At 33.7% G+C, this 22,667-nt stretch carries 14 protein-coding genes and 1 riboswitch; of the genes, 2 read left to right on the forward strand and 12 right to left on the reverse strand.

Features of this window, described 5'->3' with window-relative positions; genetic code table 11:
• Positions 1-7: 7 nt before the first annotated feature.
• The 10 genes from CLAU_RS01530 to CLAU_RS21020 form a co-directional block, all read right to left on the reverse strand.
• On the reverse strand, positions 8-751 hold the full coding sequence (locus CLAU_RS01530) for a hypothetical protein (protein ID WP_013238877.1): 744 nt from the start codon (positions 749-751) through the stop codon (positions 8-10).
• 39 nt (positions 752-790) lie between these two features.
• Positions 791-2,680, reverse strand: a complete 1,890-nt coding sequence (locus CLAU_RS01535) for a cell wall-binding repeat-containing protein (protein WP_013238878.1) — start codon at positions 2,678-2,680, stop codon at positions 791-793.
• A gap of 27 nt (positions 2,681-2,707) precedes the next feature.
• Positions 2,708-3,481: a DUF4430 domain-containing protein gene (locus CLAU_RS01540; RefSeq protein ID WP_013238879.1), complete on the reverse strand. Its 774-nt coding sequence runs from the start codon at positions 3,479-3,481 to the stop codon at positions 2,708-2,710.
• Positions 3,482-3,503: 22 nt separating this feature from the next.
• Positions 3,504-4,193 carry an ECF transporter S component gene (locus tag CLAU_RS01545; RefSeq protein WP_013238880.1) on the reverse strand — a complete coding sequence of 230 codons (690 nt, stop codon included), beginning with the start codon at positions 4,191-4,193 and terminating at the stop codon, positions 3,504-3,506.
• A complete protein-coding gene (locus CLAU_RS01550) occupies positions 4,190-5,818 on the reverse strand; it encodes an ABC transporter ATP-binding protein (protein WP_013238881.1) in 1,629 nt (542 codons plus the stop codon). Before CLAU_RS01550 ends, CLAU_RS01545 begins: the two co-directional genes overlap by 4 nt.
• The gene (locus CLAU_RS01555) at positions 5,799-6,737 is read right to left on the reverse strand and encodes an energy-coupling factor transporter transmembrane component T (RefSeq protein ID WP_013238882.1); all 939 of its coding nucleotides are present in this window, start codon (positions 6,735-6,737) and stop codon (positions 5,799-5,801) included. The genes CLAU_RS01550 and CLAU_RS01555 overlap by 20 nt, the downstream gene beginning before the upstream one ends.
• Before the next feature lie 85 nt (positions 6,738-6,822).
• Positions 6,823-9,732 carry a cell wall-binding repeat-containing protein gene (locus CLAU_RS01560; protein WP_013238883.1) on the reverse strand — a complete coding sequence of 970 codons (2,910 nt, stop codon included), beginning with the start codon at positions 9,730-9,732 and terminating at the stop codon, positions 6,823-6,825.
• Between the two features lie 100 nt (positions 9,733-9,832).
• The gene (locus tag CLAU_RS01565) at positions 9,833-12,859 is read right to left on the reverse strand and encodes an Ig-like domain-containing protein (protein WP_023161776.1); all 3,027 of its coding nucleotides are present in this window, start codon (positions 12,857-12,859) and stop codon (positions 9,833-9,835) included.
• 41 nt (positions 12,860-12,900) lie between these two features.
• On the reverse strand, positions 12,901-14,865 hold the full coding sequence (locus CLAU_RS01570) for a cell wall-binding repeat-containing protein (RefSeq protein ID WP_013238885.1): 1,965 nt from the start codon (positions 14,863-14,865) through the stop codon (positions 12,901-12,903).
• Between the two features lie 235 nt (positions 14,866-15,100).
• Positions 15,101-15,285, reverse strand: a riboswitch (cobalamin riboswitch).
• A gap of 97 nt (positions 15,286-15,382) precedes the next feature.
• Complete coding sequence (locus CLAU_RS21020) at positions 15,383-18,391, reverse strand: Ig-like domain-containing protein (protein WP_023161778.1); 3,009 nt, start codon at positions 18,389-18,391, stop codon at positions 15,383-15,385.
• A 245-nt stretch (positions 18,392-18,636) separates the two neighbouring features.
• Here CLAU_RS21020 and CLAU_RS01580 point away from each other — a divergent pair, with 245 nt between their 5' ends.
• Positions 18,637-20,193, forward strand: a complete 1,557-nt coding sequence (locus CLAU_RS01580; RefSeq protein ID WP_013238924.1) for a PucR family transcriptional regulator — start codon at positions 18,637-18,639, stop codon at positions 20,191-20,193.
• A 135-nt stretch (positions 20,194-20,328) separates the two neighbouring features.
• Here the strand turns inward: CLAU_RS01580 and CLAU_RS01585 are convergent, their stop codons facing one another.
• Positions 20,329-21,303: a biotin synthase BioB gene (locus tag CLAU_RS01585; RefSeq protein ID WP_013238925.1), complete on the reverse strand. Its 975-nt coding sequence runs from the start codon at positions 21,301-21,303 to the stop codon at positions 20,329-20,331.
• 48 nt (positions 21,304-21,351) lie between these two features.
• Positions 21,352-21,735 carry a helix-turn-helix transcriptional regulator gene (locus tag CLAU_RS01590; RefSeq protein WP_013238926.1) on the reverse strand — a complete coding sequence of 128 codons (384 nt, stop codon included), beginning with the start codon at positions 21,733-21,735 and terminating at the stop codon, positions 21,352-21,354.
• Between the two features lie 223 nt (positions 21,736-21,958).
• On the opposite strand from CLAU_RS01590, the gene pduB reads away from it, so the two are divergent.
• The gene (gene pduB / locus CLAU_RS01595) at positions 21,959-22,663 is read left to right on the forward strand and encodes a propanediol utilization microcompartment protein PduB (protein ID WP_013238927.1); all 705 of its coding nucleotides are present in this window, start codon (positions 21,959-21,961) and stop codon (positions 22,661-22,663) included.
• The last annotated feature ends 4 nt before the right edge of the window (positions 22,664-22,667 follow it).

A 22,667-nucleotide genomic window follows, 5' to 3' on the forward strand; every position in this document is an offset into this window, starting at 1 on the left:
AATCATATTATTTCCAATCATCTGAATAACCATCGTGTATGCCATCAGCTAAATATTTCCATACAACTATATCCCCAGTATGATATATCCACTGTCCACTTCCAACATTTGGTTTTACAAACTTGCTTTGGCCCTTTTTTCTAACATAATAACACCATCCAGAAAGCCTTCCTGCCTTTTTTTCTTCAAGTCCTTTTATAGCTGCAAAATATACTGTAGAAGCAGATCCTGTACATTTGTAATTTATTTTAGCATCATCCAAAATTCTTTCCGTTATATAGCCTACCGTTTCGCCATCCATATTATCTACATCTTTTCTTAAAAAAACGCTATTACCATTAACTGTATCAATAAACTGAAAAGAATTATTTTCTTCTGGATCACCCGATTTAACCACTATATTTTCACCTAAAGATTGAGAAACTGCAGGATTATTTTCTTTCTGGCTGGAATTACTCCCTGCACTACTTCCCTTAGAACTTATAGATGAGGATTTATCATTTTTTTGACTTTCAGAAGAAGGTGCTCCACTGGAGCTTTTAGATACATCTTTTGATTTTCCATTTTCTTTATCTTTAGCACCCTGTGACTGACTAAGTGCCTTTGATTTACTATTTGTATCTTGGGAACTTGCCTGTTTGTTTGTAAGGCTGTCACTATACATTCTCTGAGCTTTTATAGCAAATGTAAATAAGATGGCACAGACTACAAATGCTACTACAGCTATAATATATTTTTTCTTTTTATTCATTTTCTTGCACCCCACAATATTTTCTAATGCATTAATAGTCTATTTAAATTTATATATGCCGCTCCCTGCATTTCCCTTAAACATTTTATATGCCTCAAATGCTTGAGTTGCTTGTTCCGTTGCCATAGCATTGTATCCTGTTCCTTTTACATGGCAGAATCCTCCACCTGCTACCTCATAGCTTAAAAGGGCATCTATTGTGGTTTTCCCATTTTTAGTAAAAGCTTCACTTGTAGGATCTATTCCATTGGCACAAAGAGCTATTATGACCTGTGATATACTCTCGCTATTAGATACTCCCCAGGAAGAATAACCACCATCTGCATCTTGCATAGAAGAAAGTTTAGCAAAAGCTGTACTAACAGCATCCTTCACATCTGCCTTATCTTTATAAGGTGCTAAAGCCGTAAGTGCCATACCCGTCATATCCGGATCAGCTTTCTCACCAGCATAATCCCAGCCTTTATCATTTGTTCTATTCTTTAAAACTTCACTTATTAACTTATCCCTTGTCCATACAGAACCCTGAGGTATGTTAAAATTCCCAGAATCTAGAGCTATAAGTGCAAATACTTCTGCATTTATTCCCTGTTCTGATATATCTTTGTTATTATATATCTTTTCTATGAAATTATAACTTTTATCACTAGCCTGAAAATTTGTAGGATCCTGTCCTATGGCCATAAGTGCCAAAGTAGTTCTCTCATAATCTGTAGGTTGTGTTAGTTCTCCATTTACAGAGCTTATGCTATTTTGAAGATTACTCAGATAACTTGCAGGAACTTCTGCCCCATATCTCGATATTGCCAATGCCTGCCAATCATCTATTCCTTCTTTTTCTGCATTACTTAATATTTTGCTTACAGCTGAATTTAGTGAATTGTCTACAGAAGAAGAAACTCCACTAGATATGCCTTCAATTTCATCTAAAATTGAATCAGGTACAACTAAATTGCTGCCTAAAGCCGTAAGTACAGTATTGTCTGTCATATTAGATTTTATAAAATTTGAATTATTGGCAGAAATAGTTTTATAAACAAGTACCATAGGAGCAGATTTTTGTGCTGCAAGAGCTGAACCTGAAAGTGCATCTGCAAATTCATTTCCACTTGGCCCGTCTCCTTCTGCTATATATACATTGTTAAATTTAAGATCTGATTTAAAATTTTGAAGTATAGAAAGATTTGTTTCAAATCTAGTAGATCCTCCTAACCTTTCAGCATTTGGAAGTACATTTTTTACGTTATCTCCTATAGAAGCAGTTCCCCCTACTACATAAGTCTTTTTTACATTACTGCCTTTTATATAGTTACTTACTACATCTGGCAAGCTTCCACTTCCTGATAAAAGTATTGGCATACCTTTACTTGCAGCTATTGGCGCTATAGAAAGGCTATCTGCATAACCATTTCCTGATGCAACTACGGCACTATCTACATTACCAATATTTTGAGCTACCTTCACTGAAGTTTCATATCTATTTGTACCTCCAAGTCTTTGTATGTCACTTATCCCAAGACCTTTTAGTTGAGTTACTATATTATCAGATAATGAAGCTGTTCCTCCAATTAAAAACACCTTGCTTGCTTTAAGTCTTTCAATTTCACTTATAGTATTATCATTTAGCGCATCCTGTCTTGAAAGAATTATAGGTGCATTGAATTTTTTTGCAAGAGGAGCTGCACAAAGAGCATCTGCATAACCATATCCCTGGGCTATAACTACAGTACTGGAACCATCTTTCCACCCATTTTGACTTATTTTTAGTGAAGTTCCAATTCTATCGCTTCCATAAATTCTATCTCTAGTTATAGTTTTATCAGCAGAATTTTTACTTCCTGCATCAGCATTTACATTTGCTTCAAACCCAGATATTGTAATACCCAGTGTACATAAAAATACAATAAATTTATTAATATTCTTTTTCATATTATTTTCATTCCCTTCTCTTTTATTTTAGAAACTGCTCTTTCCCCAGTCACCTTCATAACCATCATGAATTCCATCAGCAAGATACTTCCAAACTATTACATCACCACTATGCCATGTCCACTGTCCACTGCCTATATTAGGTTTGTGAAATACATTGTCTCCATTTTTTCTGATATAATAACACCATCCTGAAAGTTTCCCAGCTTTTTTCTCTTCAAGTCCATCTATAGCTGCAAAATAAAGTGTAGAAACAGAACCTGTGCATCTATAATTTATCTTAGCATCATCCAAAATTCTTTCCGTTATATAGCCTACTGTTTCACCCTCCATACTTTTGTCCACATCTTTTGAAACAACCATTTTATTGCCGTGGACTGTATCGATAACCTGAAAAGTACACTTGCTCTCTGGATCTGTAGAAGTAACCTTTACACTTCCATTTGAGGTAGCAGTAGAAGGATTACTTGATTTTGATCCATTTTTAGATCCAGTATCTGATGGATAATCTAGGGAAGACTTACTACTTCCAGAAGAAGATGCATCAGATCCAACAGAACCAGAAGATTTACTACCGTTTTCAGAAGACTTTGAAGTAGAACTATTTTTATTTTCTGCAGCATTGCCTGCAACATTTTTATGGTTGGATTTGCTTTGAGAATTTTCAGCACTCATCTGCTTATTTGTCAGCGTATTAGCATACATTTTTTCAGCTTTTAAGCCAAAAGTAAACATAATTGCAAATATAACAAAAGCAGCAATTGCTATAACATACTTCTTTTTGTTCTTCTTAATATTCATAAATACACATTACCTCCTTTATTTATTGCTGAATATAACTTATAATGAGTTTTCGCTTATACCGTTTGAATACAGGTAAAAAGCTATCATAAAATATAATTGAAAATATAAATGAACTTCCTCCATGTAAAACATCAAAAGTAAGGCCTGATACATATCCTCCTATAAACGTCCAGAAATTTAAAGGCTTTACAAATCCAATTATATATTGAAGATCCATAATCCAATCAAACATAAAGCCAAATAAGAAGCATACTACTGAAAAATTAAAAGCTGATACTTTTTTTCCTTTTTTACCCCAAAAACCTGCTATAATTCCCACAAGTCCCCAGCAAAACATCTGCCATGGTGTCCAAGGACCCTGTCCAAAGAATATATTGGATAAAAAAGCTGTAGTACTTCCAACTAAAAATCCCTCATAAGGTCCAAACACAAATCCAGTTAAAGCAACTAAAAATGTAACAGGTTTTACATTTGGAATAGGCGCAAAAGCTATTCTGCCAACGGTGGCAAAAGCACTCAACGTAGCTATAATTGCTATTTCTTTTGTTCCTGCATTACTCTTTTCAAAATAAAAATAACTCATAAATAAAATTGCAAAAACACCAACCATACACATAACTGAAACTCCAGTTTGAAAATCACTCTTTACTGTAAGCGCCATTAATACTATAATTATGGCAGCTGTAATTGCAATTATTAATCTTTTCATACCTCACACCTTCCAAGCGCTTCTTCCAATGTAAATATACTGTCTTCCCTATCTCTAAGCAGTTTATTTATAGAAGTAGTATAAAATATTCCATCTCCTAGTACCTGTTTTTTATCCCCATCTGCTACTATGGCACCATTAAACATAATCATGTATCTCTTGCAAAAATTACTGGCAAAATCAGTATCATGGGTTATAAGTACAATAGATGTTCCTTTTTTATTTAATTTTTCCAGTAATTTGCCTAACTTATATTTAAGTCCACTTTCCAGTCCCCTGGTAGGTTCATCAAGCAAAATCATATCCGGCTGCAAGACAAGTATAGTTGCAATTGCTACCCTTTGACGCTGTCCGCCACTTAAATCTCTTGGATTTTTTTCTCTCAAGTCATATATTTCAAGTTCTTTTAAGATATTTTCTATAACCTTCTCATCATATATACCATAGTTATCCATAGTAAATTTTACTTCTTCATATACACTTTCCTTAGACAAATAATCATTAGGATTTTGAGATACATATCCTATATGCTTTGCTATTTGACGTATGTCCATCTTACTTATGTCTTTCCCATAAAGCTTTATTGTTCCTTCATAATTCTTAAGCCCCATAATACATTTTAAAAGAGTACTTTTTCCTGCACCATTAGCTCCCATTATGCTTATAAATTCACCTTTTTTTACATTAAAATTTAAATTATTCAAAACTTTTTTTGACCCATATTTACAGCCCATTTTCTTTACAGAAAGTACCTCTGCTTCATCGTTTTCCTGAAAAATGCTTTTATCCTTTTCTTTTAATTTTAAAGAACTATTTAAAATCTTAACCCTGGCATCTTTAAAGTCCTGAGGCATAGCATTAAAATCCAATTTTTTAAAAAGCTTAAGATAATCCGGCATAAACATATACTGTCTTTGATTACAGTTATCATAAAAATCCTTTTTATCTTTAAACAATTCTAAAGTTCCATCGTTCATAATCGCTATAGAGTCAACAGTATCAAACCATCTGTTTACTCTCTGCTCAATAACTATAACCGTTATTCCAAGCTCTTGATTTATCTTTTTTACTAAATTTAACATTTCCTCCGCAGATGAAGGATCAAGCTGGGAAGTAGGTTCGTCTAATATGATGCATCTTGGCATATATACAAGAGCAGAGGCTACTGCCACTTTTTGCTTTTCTCCTCCTGAGAGAGAAGTTACATCCCTTTCTGCCAAATGAAGTATGCCAGAAAACTGAAGAGCTTCATAAACTCTCCTTTTTATCACTCCTTCATCTGCTCCTATATTTTCAAGCCCAAAAGCTATTTCCCTGTGTACTTTGTTCATAACAAGCTGCTTTTCTGGATCTTGAAAAACCATAGTTATTTTTTTTGCCCTTTCCTTATGGCTCATTTTGTTTACCAATTCACCATCTATTTTTATTTCTCCACCTATAGTACCTCCATAAAAATTAGGTACTGTTCCTACTATAGCCCTTGCAAGCGTAGATTTTCCAGAGCCTGATCTGCCTGCTATGAGAAGAAAATCATTTTTCTCCAGAGATAAATTTATGTCTTTTAGCGACCTGTGCTTCTCAAGTGGGTAAGTGAAATTTAAATTGTTAATCTCTATATACGACATATTCCTTCTCCTCACTATTAAAAATTATGGTTAAAGTAATTACTACTATAGACGCAATAATTATGGCTATACCAATATTAAAAAAATTAACAGCAGTCACACCGTCATATATGTTAAACTCCACCCATTTTTTAAACTGTGCTACACCATAAAATATCATGAGAGCTACGCTTAAAACTATAACTTCCCAGTCCTTATTTTTAAATTTTTGTCTATCATAAACACTCCTGCTGCCACTTAAAAATCCCCTTACATAGGCAGATTCACCTATGCTAAAAGAACCTTCCATAGAATCCTCTAAAAGTACTGACATTACGGGAATATAGCTGTGTGCTTTTTCCTTTGCTTTTTTCTTGTTAAATATAACTCCCCTTATTTCATATATTTCTTTTAAATTCTTAAATCTGTCTTTCATAGTTGGAATAAGTTTAAAGCTTATCATAAGCATGAGAGTTGACTTTGGCATTATAGACGAAAAATAAGAAACTGATTTATCCGTATCAATCATGATCTCAAGTATTAAAAAAAGGTATATGACAGCTAAAAATTTAAAACACATAACTACTGCATAAATTACAGCTTCTAATGTAAAACGCTTGTGAAAAAGATAAAAAAGAGTAGTACTTCCTGAACTTACAAAAAGCATATTTATAACTATTATCAAAACAGCAATTGGAATAAAATAATAGAATCCAGTCTTAAACTTTTGCTTTTCCTTTGAAAATATTATCATTCCTATAATAAATATGTACACAGATCCAAGTACTACCGGATTGTCATTAGAAAATATTATAATCATCATAGACATAAATACTAGTGATGCAGTAAGAACATGATACTGTTTAAAATCTATAAAATGTCTAACCTTTTCCCTATTCCGTGATTTTGACAAATATGCTGCTTTTATTCCTTCACTCATTATATTAATTCTCACTTCCTTAAAACTAACTGGAGAATGGACTTAGTAAAAGTAAGCCATTCTCTAAGTTATTTATATGAGTTAACTAAAATTTGTATAGGGATCCTCCTTTACTCTTAAAAAGATTATATGCTGCCACAGCTTCCAATCCCTGTTCTGTAGACATACCATTCAATGAAGTATCTGTATGTCCAAAACCTTTGTTGTCACTTGTGGCAAAACTCAATAGTGAATCCATTGGATTTTTACCGTTTTTTATAAATCTACTATCTGTAGTTGGATCTATACCGTTTGCACACAGGCCTATTATAACTTGAGCTGAACTCTCACTATTTTCACTATCGCAGGATACAAATCCACCATCACCTTTTTGTATTTTGGAAAGTGTATTAACTGCCACATCAACAGCTGATTTTACATCTGAATTAGTGTTATAATATGGAGCTAGTGCAGAAATTGCCATAGCAGTCATATCAGGATCTGCTGAATCACCAGCATAACTCCAGCCGCCATCTTTGGTTTTATTATTTAATATAGCTTTAATTAAAGCATCTCTAGTCCATTTTACATTATCCGGTACCTTGAAATTTTTTGAGTCAAGGGCTATAAGTCCAAACACATAGGCATTTATCCCCTGGCTGTCCATATCACTGTTGCACATTTTTTCTATAAGGTTCTGACCTGATATATTTGTAGGGTATCCTCCAGCTGCAAGTACTGCCAGTGTAGTTCTTTCATACTCCGTAGGTCGTCCTAAATCCAGTACTCCTCCTTTTGTATTGCTTGTTATTCTGTCCTGTAATTTTGATAAATAATCTTTTGGTACCTGATTGCCTGTTTTATTTAATCCAAGGGCAATCCAATCATCACAATTATCACTTGTAATGCTTGAGCTTATTCCATTTATAAGATTATTTATAGATGATGTATAATCTTTTGTCTGGGAGTTTTTTACCGTTATAGTGCAAGCTGCTGTTTTATTTCCATCTTCCGTAACTGCTGTTATAGTTGCTGTTCCTTCTTTTACTCCTGTTACCAATCCTTTTCCATCTACCGATGCTATAGTCTTATCACTACTTGACCAATTTACATTTTTATCAGTAGCATTATCTGGTTGTACTGATGCCTTTAACTGGAGTGTATCTCCTACTGCCACAGTCCCTGTTTTATCTAAAGTTATTCCTGTTACAGAAATAGAAGATGGAATATTTCCACCTGGATTTGATGAATTAACAGTAACCTTACAGGAAGCAGATTGTGGCGTATAATTACGAACAAATCCCTTTGTATTATCTATTGAACTTGCCGTTATTGTTGCTGTACCTGAATTTACGGCTGTTACTTTACCATTGCTATCTACTGTAGCTACAGTTTTATCACTGCTTTCCCATGTTACATCTTTATCGGTAGCATTAGAAGGGCTAACTATAGCTGTAAGATTTTCAGTTTGATTTGCATTTAAAGTTAAATCAGTTTTGTTAAGGGTAATTGAATCTACATCCCTAAACTGATTCTCATCCCAAGCTCCAACAACATAAATCCAGTGTATTTTCTCATTATCATTGTTAATGTATTCTACTCCGCAGCCATGATTTGGGAAAGTGCCATCCACACTGTATTTCCATCCACTCTGATTTGTCTGTCCATTTCCTCTTGGCCTATCAAATTCCGTTTCTCCATCTATACTTGATATATATACAGCTGCACCCGTAGTACTGCCACCAGTTCCCTTATTTACAAATTTTATTTTCTTACTATCAAGAGTGCTTTTAAGCAAGTCATAAACTGACTCTCCTTTGGAAACCTCCAAATTTGTCTCATTGATTATATTCCCTTTATAACCATCAATTGCAAGTGACACATGTAATTGATCTGAAGTAGGATTTGTCGGTATAGTTGTAGTTGTAGTTGTGGTTGCTGTAGTGGGATTCCCTATACCACTGTCAGGAGTTTTGCCATTAAACAAATCTTCAATTCCATTCAAAATTGTATCAGGTACCACTAATGTTCCACCTAAAGCTGTAAGAACAGTATCTTTAGACATATTAGACTTTACAAAATTTGCAGTATCGGTAGATATTGTATTATAAACAAGTACAACAGGAGCAGATTTTTCTGCTGCAAGAGCTGAACCTGAAAGTGCGTCTGCAAATTCATTTCCATTTGTTCCATTTCCCTCAGCTATATACACATTACTAAAATCAAAATCAGATTTAAAATTTTGAAGTACAGCTAAGTTTGTTTCAAATCTATTGCTTCCTCCAATTCTCTGCACATTTGAGAGAGCATTTGCTATATTATCAGATATAGAGTTTGTTCCACCTATTACATAACTTTTGTTCACGTTTACTTTTTTTATATAATTTTTAACTACATCAGGAAGACTATCCTTTTGCGATAAAAGTATTGGCATTCCTTTTTTTGAAGCTATAGGTGCTATAGAAAGACTATCTGCATAGCCGTTTCCAGATGCAACTACAATACTATTTACACTACTTCCTAAACTTTCAGCTATTTTCACAGAAGTCTCATACCTTGTTGCACCTTCGAGCCTCTCTACATCATTTATACCAATATTTTTTAGTTCAGATTCCACATTGTCAGATAGTGAAGCTTTTCCTCCAATTACAAAGGCCTTACTTGCCTTAAGTCTTTTTAACTCACTTACAATTTCATCACTTAATCCATCTTGCTTTGAAAGTATTATAGGTGCATTATATTTTTTAGCAAGTGGTCCTGCACAAAGGGCATCTGCATATCCATAACCCTGGGCTATAACTACAGTACTTGAACCATTTTTCCAACCACTTTGGCTTATTTTCAGTGAAGTTTCAATTCTATCATTTCCACAAATCCTGTCTTTACTTATATTTACACTTTGCTGTGTAATTTTTGCATTTGCACTTGCTTCTGCATATGTACTTCCACTAAAACCACACATTCCAATACCTACTATAAACAAAAACATAATAATCTTAGTTATAATTTTTTTCATAGTATCCCCCCCTAAGGACTTATACTTTTAATTATTTAAAACTGCTTAAAGAATGGCTGAGTAAGAGAAGCCATCCTCTAAAACATATTTTAAATTTTATTTATTTTGATTGGACGGGTATATCTATAACATCTGAAAGAGGATTCATATTTTCAAGGCTGTCCCAAATAAATGCTTTCAATTTGTATGCTCCTTCTTCTGGAAGTTTCATCATAGTTGTTAAAATAGATGAATCGTCATTTTTAATTGTTTGTTTTCCACATACATAATTGATGAATTTACCACCTTCATCATATAAAGCTACTATTAATGACGCATCCTGGTCTTTACCTGAATTATTTTCAGCTTTTACAGATATCTTTGCATCATCACCTAATTTAAATGAACTATCCTTTGTCAAATTAGTTATTACCAATGGCTGAGCTACTGTAACTGCACACTGTGCCGTTATATTTTTATTATATTTACCTGAGGCCGTTATAGTTGCCGTTCCTGTCTTTACTGCCGTTACATTTCCATTGTTGTCTACCGCCGCTATTGTTGGATCACTACTTGACCAATTTACCGTTTCTGTAGCTGTTATAGGAGATACATTTGCTCGAATAGTTTGTATATCACCTACATTTAAGCTCTTTTTTGTATTGTCTAAACTAATTTTATCTATGTCTCTAAACATAGTTTTTCCAAAATCACTTGTAAAAAATAATCTTATTTTATCTCCATTTTTAACTTTACAATCTTTCATTCCTACAGTTGGTTGTATACTATTAACATCATACATCCATCCACTAATTGCCCCTCTATCACGCTCTGACTCATTACCTATCATAGAAAAGTATCCATTATCGTCAGTATATTCTATTTTTTTATCATCTAATACCTGCTTTACAACTTGTTCTACTGTTTTTCCATCTTCTGCTTCAATAGATTTAGCATCTAATATACTTCCCTTATAGCCTGTAACACTTAAATCTACCTGAACAGTTTGCTTTTTATCTGATACTGTAACTGTACACTGTACCTTTGCATCTTTATTGTCTTCAGATACTACTGTTATTGTTGCTGTTCCTGCCTTTACTGCTGTTACATTTCCATTTTCATCTACTGCTGCTATAGTTTTATCACTGCTTGACCAATCTACCTTTGTGTTAGTGGCATCTTTTGGTGTTATCGTTGGTGTAAGTTGCAATGTATCTCCTGTTGTCAAATTTGCACTTGTTTTGTCAAGACTTACTCCTGTTACCTTTACTGTCTGTGTTTGTTGTGAATTTACTGTAACTGTGCATTGAGCTGTTTTAGCCACATATTTTTTTTGATTGAAATCTGTTCTATCATTATCTACTGATGCTGCTGTTATTGTTGCTGTTCCTGCTTTTACTGCTGTTACATTTCCATTTTTATCTACTGTTGCCACTGTAGGGTCACTGCTTTCCCAGGTTACACCTTTATCTGTAGCATTATCTGGATCAATTGTAGCTGTAAGCTGCTGTGTACCATTTACATTTAAGTTCAAACTTTGTTTATCTAAGATAATTGAATCTACATCTCTAAACTGGATTTCATCCCAGGCGCCTTGTACGTATATCCAATGTACTTTATCTCCATCTTTAAGGTTAACACTTCCACAGCCTACATTAGGGAATACTCCATTTACGCTATATTTCCAGCCGCTTTGTGCTCCTCTGTCTTTTTCCGTTTCACCTGCTATGTCAGATATATATGGTGAGAAATCGCCATCAGGATTTTTATAAGTTATTCCTTTGGCTGCAAGTTCATTTTTAAACATGCTATAAACTGTTTGTCCTTCTGAAGCTTCTATATTTTCATCAGTTAACATATTTCCCTTATATCCATCAATAATCATTGATACGTGTATGGTTTTGTCAGGTACAGTTTTTGCAATAACAGTTATAGTACAAACTGCTGTTTTCTGTCCGTCTTCTGTAGTTGCTGTTATTGTTACTGTTCCTGCCTTTACTGCTGTTACCTTCCCACTTCCATCTACTGCTGCTATAGTTTTATCACTGCTTGACCAATCTACCTTTGCGTTAGTAGCATCTTTTGGTGTTATTGTTGGTGTAAGCTGTAATGAATCCCCTTCTGTAAGATTTGCACTTGTTTTATCCAAGCTTATTCCAGTTACCTTAGTATCTGAAGTATTTGCTGCAAAATTCTTATATACTGATCCTTTGCCTTCTTTAAAAAGGTTGTATGCAGCTAGTGCTCTAAATCCCTGTTCTGTTGCCATACCATTAACTGATTTATTATCTGTATATCCAAATCCACTATTGTCACTTACTGTGTAGCTCAATAACGCATCTAAAGGATTTCTACCATTCTTTGTAAATCTATTATCTGTAGTTGGATCTACGTTGTTATCACATAATCCTATTATTACCATAGCTACACTGTTTGCGTTTTCGTCGCCCCCACCATCTTTAGGGCTCCATGATGCAAACCCACCATCATTCTTCTCAATATTTGCAAGTATTTCAACTGCTCCATCCACAGCTGATTTTACATTTGCGTTAGTGCCATAATATGGAGCTAAAGCTGAAAGTGCCATTCCTGTCATATCAGGATCTGCTGAACCACCACTATAACTCCAGCCACCATCACTTGTTCTATTATCCAATATTCCCTGAATCAAACTATCTCTAGTCCATTTTGAGCCATCAGGTATATTAAATTTTCCCGCATCAAGGGCTATAAGTGCAAATACATAGGCATTTATGCCTTGCTCTTTGATGCCCTCATTGTTATATATTTTTTCTATTAAATTCATTCCAGCAAAGTTTGTTGGATCTCCACCAGCTGCAAGTATTCCCAAAGAAGTTCTCTCATAATCTGTAGGTAAAGATAATGAATCTGAACCACTTTTTATATTACTTTCAAGATTTGTTAAATAGCTTCCCGGTACTTCTTTTCCTGCCTTATTTAAATCCAAGGTCTGCCAATCACCCATATTTTGTGTAATAGATGGACTCATTGAATTTATAAGACTATTTATTTGAGATGAATATCCAGTTCCATCTGCAAATACTTGGGCTGTACCAGTTCCTAATAAGCCAATCATCATTACAAATGTCATAATAAATGACATCAGATTAACTTTAAAATTTTTCATATACTCTCTCCTTTCATACATCATAATCGCTAATAACTCTATTACTTAATTTCAAATTCATTTATATTAACTATCTCAGTACTTGAAGATTTGATAAAGCCATGATATTTTCCGGACTTAAGAGCAGTTTTGACCTGTAAGTTACCATTTTCAGATTGATTTATGTAACTCAAGTTCCCCTGGCTATCATATAAAGTTAAAGCAATTTTATCATTATCATTTTTACTAGCTGCACTTATATCTATATCATCTGAAGTATTTTCAATTATATTTAAGTTAATTCCAGCCTTATTTACATTTACGATGTTTTTTACAGTTGTTTGTGTTATTTTTTTGTTTCCATCAACAGCACAACCTTCTAGCACCTTTAGTGCAGCTACAGTAGATGTGTCATCATTTATATTTAAAGTAAAGCTTTCAGAAGCATTTATTGCTGATACATTGGCTCCTGTTAAATTTATGGCAGCTCTATTTTTTACATTAACATTTTCAAATCCACCCGTCAGTGTTATTTGTGGATTTGAAGTTGAATCCACAACAACTTGTCCAAAAGTTGATTTAGCATCATCTGGAGACACTAGCGTTGAACTACCTGCTATTTGTGTATCTACTATTTGAGTTCCACTACTTATCTCAACCCTTACGCTGTTACTGCTATTAACCAGGAGTGAATCAGACTTCACGTTGTTCAAATAAATACTGTGATCTGCCCCAGATTTTACTACTATATTACCAGCTGTAACATTCGTTATAGTGCTAACTCCACTTGCACCTGGATCTATTGTAAGTGTGCCATCAATTTTTACATTTTGAAGAGAAACTTTATCTGCTGATATATTTACATTTCCTGTTATCTCGTTCTTATTTCCAGAAGTATTTCCATCATAAGTTTGATTTGCTGAATTTAAACTTAAATCACCTGATGGCTGAACTGGAGTATATCCTCCACTAGATCCTCCTGAAGAACCCCCTGAAGTATTAGTGTTTTTTCCACTATTTGCTTGGTTGTATGCAGTTATAATATTATCTACAGCATCATCTGGAACTACTTTAGTTCCTCCTAATGCCGTAAATACTGTCTTATTAGAGATATTAGACTTTATAAAATCCTCTACATTTGAGTTTAAGCTGTTATACATAAGTACTAAAGGAGCTGATTTTTGTGCTGCAAGAGCTGACCCTGAAAGAGCATCTGCAAATTCATTTCCATTAGGTCCATCTCCTTCAGCTATATACACATTGCTAAAGTCAAGATCAGACTTGAAATTTTCAAGTACAGCTAAGTTTGTCTCAAACCTGGTACTGCCTCCAATTCTCTGTGCATTTGGAAGAGAATTTTTTATATTATCTGATATAACACTTTCTCCACCTATTACATAACTTTTGTTTGCATTTACTTTTTTTATGTATTCAGTGTCTACATCAGGAAGGCTGTCCTTTTCTGATAAAAGTATTGGCATTCCTTTTTTAGATGCTATAGGTGCTATAGAAAGACTATCCGCATAGCCACTACCAGATGCAACTACAATACTATCTACACTTCCTAAACTTTCAGCTATTTTCACAGAAGTCTCATATCTTGTTGCACCTCCAAGCCTTTCCACATCATTTATACCAATATTCTTCAGCTCAGATTCCACATTATCAGATAGTGAGGCCTTACCTCCAATTACAAAAGCTTTACTTGCCTTAAGCCTTTTTAACTCACTTACAGTTTCATCACTTAATCCATCTTGTTTGGAAAGTATTATAGGCGCATTGTATTTTTTAGCAAGTGGTCCTGCACAAAGGGCATCTGCATAGCCATAACCCTGAGCTATAACTACAGTACTTGAACCATCTTTCCAGCCATCTTGACTTATTTTTAATGAAGTTTCAATTCTGTCATTTCCATAAATCCTATTTTTGCTTACATTTGTATCTGCATTCACCTGATTTCCAAAACCAGATAATGCAATACCTATCATAAATAAAAATGTAGTACATTTACTTATAACTTTTTGCATATTATCCCTCCTTCAAATTAATATAATATTTCTATAATTGCCTATATTATGGCAATTTAGAATATTCTTTTCATAGTATCTTAATGTAATTAAAAAACGCCTCCCTTTTTAGGAGACGAAAATACAACGAAATAAATAAAAAGGACCACTGAGGGTCCTCTTATTTTAAATGTAATTGTTTACTTACGTCGTAAACGTACATTTTTACATACAACATATATCTTCCCCTCCGAAAGAATTAACAACATATCAGGCAGGCTTCCTGGCTCAGATTCATCTTACTTCCCTGTCTTCCCGAAAACATAATTCCAGTGACATAGTTAGGGTTTCATCCTCCATACAGTAACGGTGGGCTGCAGTGTTTTTTACACTTTTCCTTTTAACTGTCATATTGACAGCACCTAATACTAAATATTAAATTTTTATTACTTTTATATTAAGTGTAGTACATATTTTTTGAAAAGTCAACATTATTTTCATAAATATGAAAATAATGTTGACTCCTTATGAATAAAATTTATTTATTTGACTGAACAGGTATGTCTATAATATCTGAAAGGGGATTCATATTTTCAAGGCTGTCCCATATAAATGCCTTCAATTTATATATTCCCTCTTCTGGGAGCTTCATTATACCTGTCAAAATAGATGAATCTCCATTTTTTATTGTCTGCTTACCGCATACATAGTTGATGAATTTACCACCCTCATCATATAGTGCCACTAATAGAGATGCATCCTGGTCTTTACCGGAATTATTTTCTGCTTTTACAGATACTTTTACATCATTGCCCAATTTAAATGAACTGTCCTTTGTCAAATTAGTTATCTGTATTGGTTTTGGCATATTATTTCCCATAACAGTAACTGTACACTGTGCCTTTGCATCATTGTTGTCTTCAGACACTGCTGTTATTGCTGCTGCTCCTGACTTTACCGCTGTTACCTTTCCATTTTCATCTACTGCTGCTATAGTTTTATCACTACTTGACCAGTCTACCTTTTTATTTGTTGCATCTTGTGGCGTTACAGCTGCCGTAAGCTGAAGTGTATCTCCTTCTGCCATACTTGCACTTGTCCTGTCAAGACTTATACCTGTTACGCTTACTGGCTGTGGCGGTGTATCCTTAGTTACTGTTACAGTACAAACTCCCCCATAACTATCATCATCTGTTTTTGCATAAATATATGCCGTTCCTGGATTAACTCCTGTTATTACACCTTCACTTGAAACTTTAACCACATTTGCATCAGTGCTTCCCCATAGGACACTTTTACCCGATGGAATTTCATTTGCAATTTTTTGAACTCCACCTATTTTTATTGATATTTGACCAGGTGATAGTTTAACATTTTTACCACAAATTATCATGGTAGAATCAGGACATTTTGTATCTTTAATATTATCCTTAGTTAAACTTGTATCTGTTAAATCTAATACAGAAAGATTGGTACAACCTGAAAAACAACCACTCCCTAATTGTGTTACACTACCTGGTATTTTCATATATGCCAGTGACGTGCAGCCACTGAAAGCTAAGTTTCCTACACTTTTAACCGTATTTGAAATTTCTACAGAAGCTAAAAGTTTACTATTTGAAAAACATGAAGTAGGAATACTTGATATTCCTACAGGTAATTTTATAGAAGTCAGTTTACTAGAAGCAAATGCAAACATATTATTTTTTATGTCTTTCATACCTGTACATCCACTAAAGTCCAAACCCTTTGGTATTATCCAGTCAAATTTAAGTTTTTTAAAACTACTGTTTGTTAAATCTTTGTTATCCGACAGGTTTATAGCTGATACTCCTTTAAGATATTTCATTACATCCATATCACTATCGGTAATATCTAAATTTGAAAGGTCAATAGTTCCTTTTATAGATGCTAGATCATCCGGTGTGAAATATCCCTCATAGTCACTGTCTTTTCCTGCTGCTAGGGCAAGTTTGTTTTTCAACTTTACATTATTAATAACAATAGCTCCTTGACCATCAACAACTGTTACAGCACAAGATGCCGTTTTATTTCCATCTTCAGTATTTGCCGTTATAGCTGCTGTTCCTACTTTTATTGCCGTTACTTTTCCACTTTTATCTACCGCTGCTACTGTAGGATCACTGCTTGACCAATCCACCTTTTGGTTAGTTGCATCGTTTGGTGTTATGGTTGGCGTAAGCTGCAATGCAGCTTTTGGTATCAACTTAACACTTGTTTTGTCGAGAATTATTCCCGTCACACTTACATTTTCTTTTATTGTTATTGTGCATTGTGCTTTTGCATCCCTGTTGTCTTCAGATACGGCTGTTATTACGGCTGTTCCTTTTTTTAATGCTGTTACCTTTCCATTTTCATCCACTGATGCTACTGTAGGGTCACTGCTTGACCAATCTATTTTTGTATTAGTTGCATATTTAGGCGTTATAGCCGCTGTAAGCCGCAGTGTATCTCCTTTCATTAGATCTGCACTCGTTTTATCAAGACCTATTCCTGTTACTTTTACTGGCTGTGATTGTGACAGTTTTTTCTCTGCATCAGTCAATTTATTTATTGTTTCCTGTTTTATTGAAGCTTTTTTAACATCACTTAATTCATCATATGCAGCTCTTGCAGCATCAACTTTTTCCTTATCAGCTGAAGTAATTTTATATACATCCGGCAGTGCTGCTATGGCATTGTTTACAGGGACTGTAGAATCTTTGACATCTGTGCAGTCAAAAATCGAGACTCTGCCTTCAGCTGCACGTACAAGCGAATCTATTCCCCTACATATTTGTGCAGGTTCATAAGATGAATTATCAAAATCAGTAGTACCATTTTTAACATCAAATCTTTCAAGTACACCATCTAAAATAGTTTTACCGTCTTTTATATACATCTTGTCAAAAATATTGGCATGTGCCATTCCAAGTGTCATATACACCTGAGCATTGGTCCAGGCATTATTTAAATCAATTGAGCCATCAAGATCTACGCTGCCGCCCCAGAAAGATCCCTTATAAGTCTGGGCATTTGAAAACTGTGCAAATACATGATCCATAGCCTGCTTTACATCGTAGTACTCGTCTCCTTCTTTTGCATTTGGATTATAATAAGCTGCTATTGGTTGTAATTGCATAGTCCACATATCAGGAGTAGTATTTCCTATTACTGTTGACCCATCAGCAATGACATCATAATCTTCTTCAGTCATTTTACCAATTTCATCTATTTGCCACTGTGCATCATCTTTAAGCTCACGCCCAGGTACCCTTGAAGCTGAAAGGTAAGCTAGTCCGCTTGTTGTGGGCAAACGAACTGGAGTAATGACACAATCTATATCCCCTATGGACTTCAATGAATTCACTACTTTGTCTTCTGCTGCCTCATTGTCTGTTACAAATTCGCACAGCTTTCCACCTGCATATCTTAGTAAAAATGCTCCTGCGTGGAGCATAATAGGTGTTCTGTCCGTTTTTTGCATTGCAATGTTCTTTTTGATCCTTTCCAAATGTTCATTATATAATTCCTTATTACTTTTCATACTAATAACACCCCCACATAAATTAGTAAAAATATAGACTTAGTAACTAAAAAACTTGAAAGTTCTTCGATAAAACTCACTTCAGTTTCCTTTCACATCAATGCTACCAAAATCCGGATATTTCTACAATGTTACAATTTGAGAAAAAATAATCAAATTGTTGCAAACTTTTACAATTACAATGTTGTTAAAATCATACATATCAACTATAATTAAATTAAATTATTTACATAAGGGAGATAATTATGTCAGTTCTGATGAGTGAAATTGTTAATAACTTATTGAAATACAGCCCTGCTTTTAGAGTTAAGCACAACTCCTATGTGAGATGCTGTAAGTTTCTCAATAACAATGATTTACCATTAGACTCAAAAGATATATATTTAGCAAGTATCTCTAATCTGCCCCGAAACATTTCTTCTAACAAAATTGTTAATTTACTACTTCTTACCAATAAAGATGTACCTAACTATTTGAAGGATAATCCTATGGTAAATTACATTGCAATTAATCAAGATATAAGCAAAACAAAAATCTTTAACGAACTCCAGGACTTATTTTTCCACAATGAATATAAAACAAATTGTGCTGAAAAACTGTTTGATGCTTTAAACAAGGAAAAAGATGTCCAACAAATTTTGAATATTTGTGCAGAAATTCTTGGAAATCCAGTGCTTTTAGCAGATTCATTCTTATATTTAATTAATTATTCAGGTTTTGATGATAGTATAGATGAGCCCGTATGGAAGAATTATATTACAACTGGACATATACCATTAGAATACATAAATCAGCAAAATTTAAACTTGACAGTACAGAACAGCATAGCTCCAGACATTATGTGGAATACTAGTACTTTAAAACACAAACAAATTATTGGAAGAATACGTTTAAATAACACTTTAATTGCTTATCTGAAAATATTAGAATATAACAAAAAAATCACGAAAAGTGATATAATGATTATCCCTACAATTTGTAACACTCTAGCACTAGCAGTAGAAAAAAGCAAATACAGTTTTTTTATACCTGAATCTCCTATTGAAACATTAATGATACATTTGTTAAAAAAAGATATGATTTCAGAAATTTCTATTGAAGAAATACAAAATCAATTCATAGCTAATCAGTATACTACTTACTACATTTTGAGTTTTTATGTAAAAAATGATATTTCCGATTTAACTTTAAAATTATACCATATGAAAGGATTAATCAACAGCATTTTTCACCACTACCACACAGTTATATATAATGATCATATAGTTACACTAGTTACTAAAAAAAGTCCTAAAGAACCGATAATAGATAGTTACCTACATAATGCTTTTATAAAATTATTATCAGATAATCAAGTTGTTGCAGGTGTAAGCCGATGTTTTCACAATATAATGGAAATTTTTAAATTTCATATACAGTCAATTAAAGCTGCCAAACTAGGATACAAATTAAATAAGAAAAATAACCTATATTTTTATAATGACTATGCCGTCTATCATTTGCTTGAAGCCTGCTCTTTTAAAGAAAAACTTGAGGAATTTTGTGATCCTTCTATTTTAAAATTGATTAATGATGATAAAGAGAATGGGACATCTTATGCCCTCAGTCTTTATACTTATATTCAAAATAACTTTGATATACAAAAAACATCGTATTTTATGAATGTACACTATAATACTATAAAATACCGTCTTCAAAAGATTGAGGATGTCTTAGAAATTGATTTAAAAGACAGCAATGTCGTATTTCATATTAGCCTTTCTTTTCGTATTTTAGGATTCCTAGGGTATTTTAAATTGTAAGCCATGGTTTGGAAAATCTTGCCAAGTGAGAACCTATGAGAAAAAGTATGCAAAATAGAATAAGCTTTCTATGATTTTATCATAGAAAGCTTATTCCATATTTACATAAATCTATGGATACTCCCACATTTAAACCTAATAATCTCTTGATATTTCATATTCTGCATCTTCAAATAATTTTTTTATATTTTTTACCGATAATCCACGGCTTTTTTCAGTATTGGATATACTATCTCGGGGATTAGCACCTGCTTCAGCATACAACTGATTTACTCCACAAATTAAACTCATCTGAATGGTCTCATGTGCATTCATAGCCCTATGAGGTCGTGTAACTATTCTTGTAACTGCCGCAATTTTAGAAAGCTCAACCGATGAAATTTGACCCTTTTCATACAAAGGAGTGCCTTTAACCGGTATTCTTCTCATTGCAGCCATAACTCCTACATTATAATCTCTAGCTCTCAACATTTCATCAACTATTTCCTCATAACTGTGCTCTGGGCCAATAGGTTCTACACAATAGTATAATTCCAATCCTGCTTTTTTTATTGAATTGAGAGTTTCAATTCTAGTTTCAGGTTTAATAGTTGTATCTATTCCTTCCCTTAAACGTTTAATGTGGTATGCTCCAGTAAAGCCCACCTCTTTTAATTTAAGTGCTGTAACGTAGTCAAAGTCCCCAATATTAGCTACCAGCCTTATATTATCTGGCAAAATGCTTCTTACATTTCTTGCTATATTCAAGAAATCATTTATTGGATAGTCAGCAGTTGTCATTAGGAATAAGTCATTAATACCTTCATTAACAATAGCTTTAGTTTCAGATAGTATGGAGTTTATATCCTTTCTCCATGTACTTTCCATAGTATAATGGTTTTTACCCATGGAACAAAATTTACAGTTTACAGGACACGGTTCTGCGTTTAATCCTATTTGGGCAAATATAAAAGCCTTGTTATTAAATTCAGAACGTGTCATTTCGTTTGCAAGTGATATAATTTTATAAAAGTCACTGGAATTGTTTTTTACATTTAACAATGCTATTGCCTCTTCTTTATTAAGTAATTTTTCACTTTTAGCATCATTAAGGATTTTATCTATAGTCATATAGATACCTCCAAATCATTAAAATAAATAATACGAAATGATATATTTCTATTGGGCTGATTTGTCATTACTAATAACACTTTTTACTTCATTAAGAAATGTGTCAATTGTATTTTTATAGTCTTCTAATGTTGAAACCCAGGTACATAAGCATTGATAACCATCTTCAGTAATTTTAAAAATTTTTTTAGCTGGACCAGAATCATTTGTATCCCAACTTGATATAATGAGTCCATTACTTTCCATAGTTTTTAAATGACGATATACTCCTGTGGGGTCAGGTTTATTTCCATTGAACATGGCTGTTTGTGCAATTCTCTGGATAATCTTATAACCGTGTAATTCTTCTTTTACAAGAGCTGCAAGTATAGCAGGCTGAATCATTTTATCCAAATTGCTACCTTTACATGGACACTGCTTTAAATTGTTCATTAGATCACCTCCTGTATTAGATTACATCTAATAATAAATATAATTATACTATTTATATACTTCATATACAAATTATCTTAACAAGCTAAACTTTATATAGAGTAATTTTAAAAAAATTTGACTCTGAAGAAATAAATTAGTAAAATTATAAAATCGACATATAAAAATTTAACAGAGGTAAAAAAGCACAAGAAAGTATCGACCTCAAAAGGAGACATATGTAATGAGTGTACCATCATCAATAACTGAATTTGTGGGAACAGTAAAATATGGAGATACATTAGGTCTTGTTATAGCAAATGTGGATAGTTCTTTGCATGAGAAGATGGGATTAGATAAAAGACATCATTCAATAGGAATTATAAGCAACAGGACAGGAGCAGGTTCTCAAATCATGGCTGCTGATGAAGCAGTAAAGGCTACTAATACAGAAGTTGCGAGTGTTGAACTTCCAAGAGATACAAAAGGTGGAGCAGGACATGGTTGTTTGATCATACTTGCAGCAGAAGATGTATCTGATGTAAGAAGGGCCGTAGAAATCGCCCTTAGTAAAACAGAAAGAAATTTCGGAGATGTTTATGGATTTGATGCAGGTCATATTGAATTGCACTATACTGCAAGGGCAAGTCTTGCTTTAAACAAAGGTTTTGGCGCCCCTGTTGGAAAAGCTTTTGGAATAATTGTAGGTGCTCCAGCGGGAATTGGTGTAGTAATGGCAGATACTGCACTTAAAACTGCAAATGTTGAACTTGTTAGTTATTTAAGTCCAAGCCAAGGAACTGCTCATTCAAACGAAGTTATCATAACTGTCACAGGAGATCCAGGTGCTGTAAGACAATCGGTAATTGCTGCTAGAAAGGTAGGATTGTCTATTGCCAGATCAATGGGCCAAAACCCTGTATCTACTACGGGAAAACCTTATATCTAATATA

The organism is Clostridium autoethanogenum DSM 10061 (assembly GCF_001484725.1).
Lineage (GTDB): Bacteria > Bacillota > Clostridia > Clostridiales > Clostridiaceae > Clostridium_B > Clostridium_B ljungdahlii.

What these genes read in the sequence shown, in the direction of transcription:
- CLAU_RS01555 (WP_013238882.1), bottom strand. Translation starts at nt 6,737, where the DNA reads ATGAGTGAAGGAATAAAAGCAGCATATTTGTCAAAATCACGGAATAGG.
- CLAU_RS21020 (WP_023161778.1), bottom strand. Translation starts at nt 18,391, where the DNA reads ATGAAAAGTAATAAGGAATTATATAATGAACATTTGGAAAGGATCAAA.
- CLAU_RS01585 (WP_013238925.1), bottom strand. Translation starts at nt 21,303, where the DNA reads ATGACTATAGATAAAATCCTTAATGATGCTAAAAGTGAAAAATTACTT.
- CLAU_RS01560 (WP_013238883.1), bottom strand. Translation starts at nt 9,732, where the DNA reads ATGAAAAAAATTATAACTAAGATTATTATGTTTTTGTTTATAGTAGGT.
- CLAU_RS01540 (WP_013238879.1), bottom strand. Translation starts at nt 3,481, where the DNA reads ATGAATATTAAGAAGAACAAAAAGAAGTATGTTATAGCAATTGCTGCT.
- CLAU_RS01530 (WP_013238877.1), bottom strand. Translation starts at nt 751, where the DNA reads ATGAATAAAAAGAAAAAATATATTATAGCTGTAGTAGCATTTGTAGTC.
- CLAU_RS01590 (WP_013238926.1), bottom strand. Translation starts at nt 21,735, where the DNA reads ATGAACAATTTAAAGCAGTGTCCATGTAAAGGTAGCAATTTGGATAAA.
- CLAU_RS01570 (WP_013238885.1), bottom strand. Translation starts at nt 14,865, where the DNA reads ATGCAAAAAGTTATAAGTAAATGTACTACATTTTTATTTATGATAGGT.
- CLAU_RS01565 (WP_023161776.1), bottom strand. Translation starts at nt 12,859, where the DNA reads ATGAAAAATTTTAAAGTTAATCTGATGTCATTTATTATGACATTTGTA.
- pduB (WP_013238927.1), top strand. Translation starts at nt 21,959, where the DNA reads ATGAGTGTACCATCATCAATAACTGAATTTGTGGGAACAGTAAAATAT.
- CLAU_RS01550 (WP_013238881.1), bottom strand. Translation starts at nt 5,818, where the DNA reads ATGTCGTATATAGAGATTAACAATTTAAATTTCACTTACCCACTTGAG.
- CLAU_RS01545 (WP_013238880.1), bottom strand. Translation starts at nt 4,193, where the DNA reads ATGAAAAGATTAATAATTGCAATTACAGCTGCCATAATTATAGTATTA.
- CLAU_RS01535 (WP_013238878.1), bottom strand. Translation starts at nt 2,680, where the DNA reads ATGAAAAAGAATATTAATAAATTTATTGTATTTTTATGTACACTGGGT.
- CLAU_RS01580 (WP_013238924.1), top strand. Translation starts at nt 18,637, where the DNA reads ATGTCAGTTCTGATGAGTGAAATTGTTAATAACTTATTGAAATACAGC.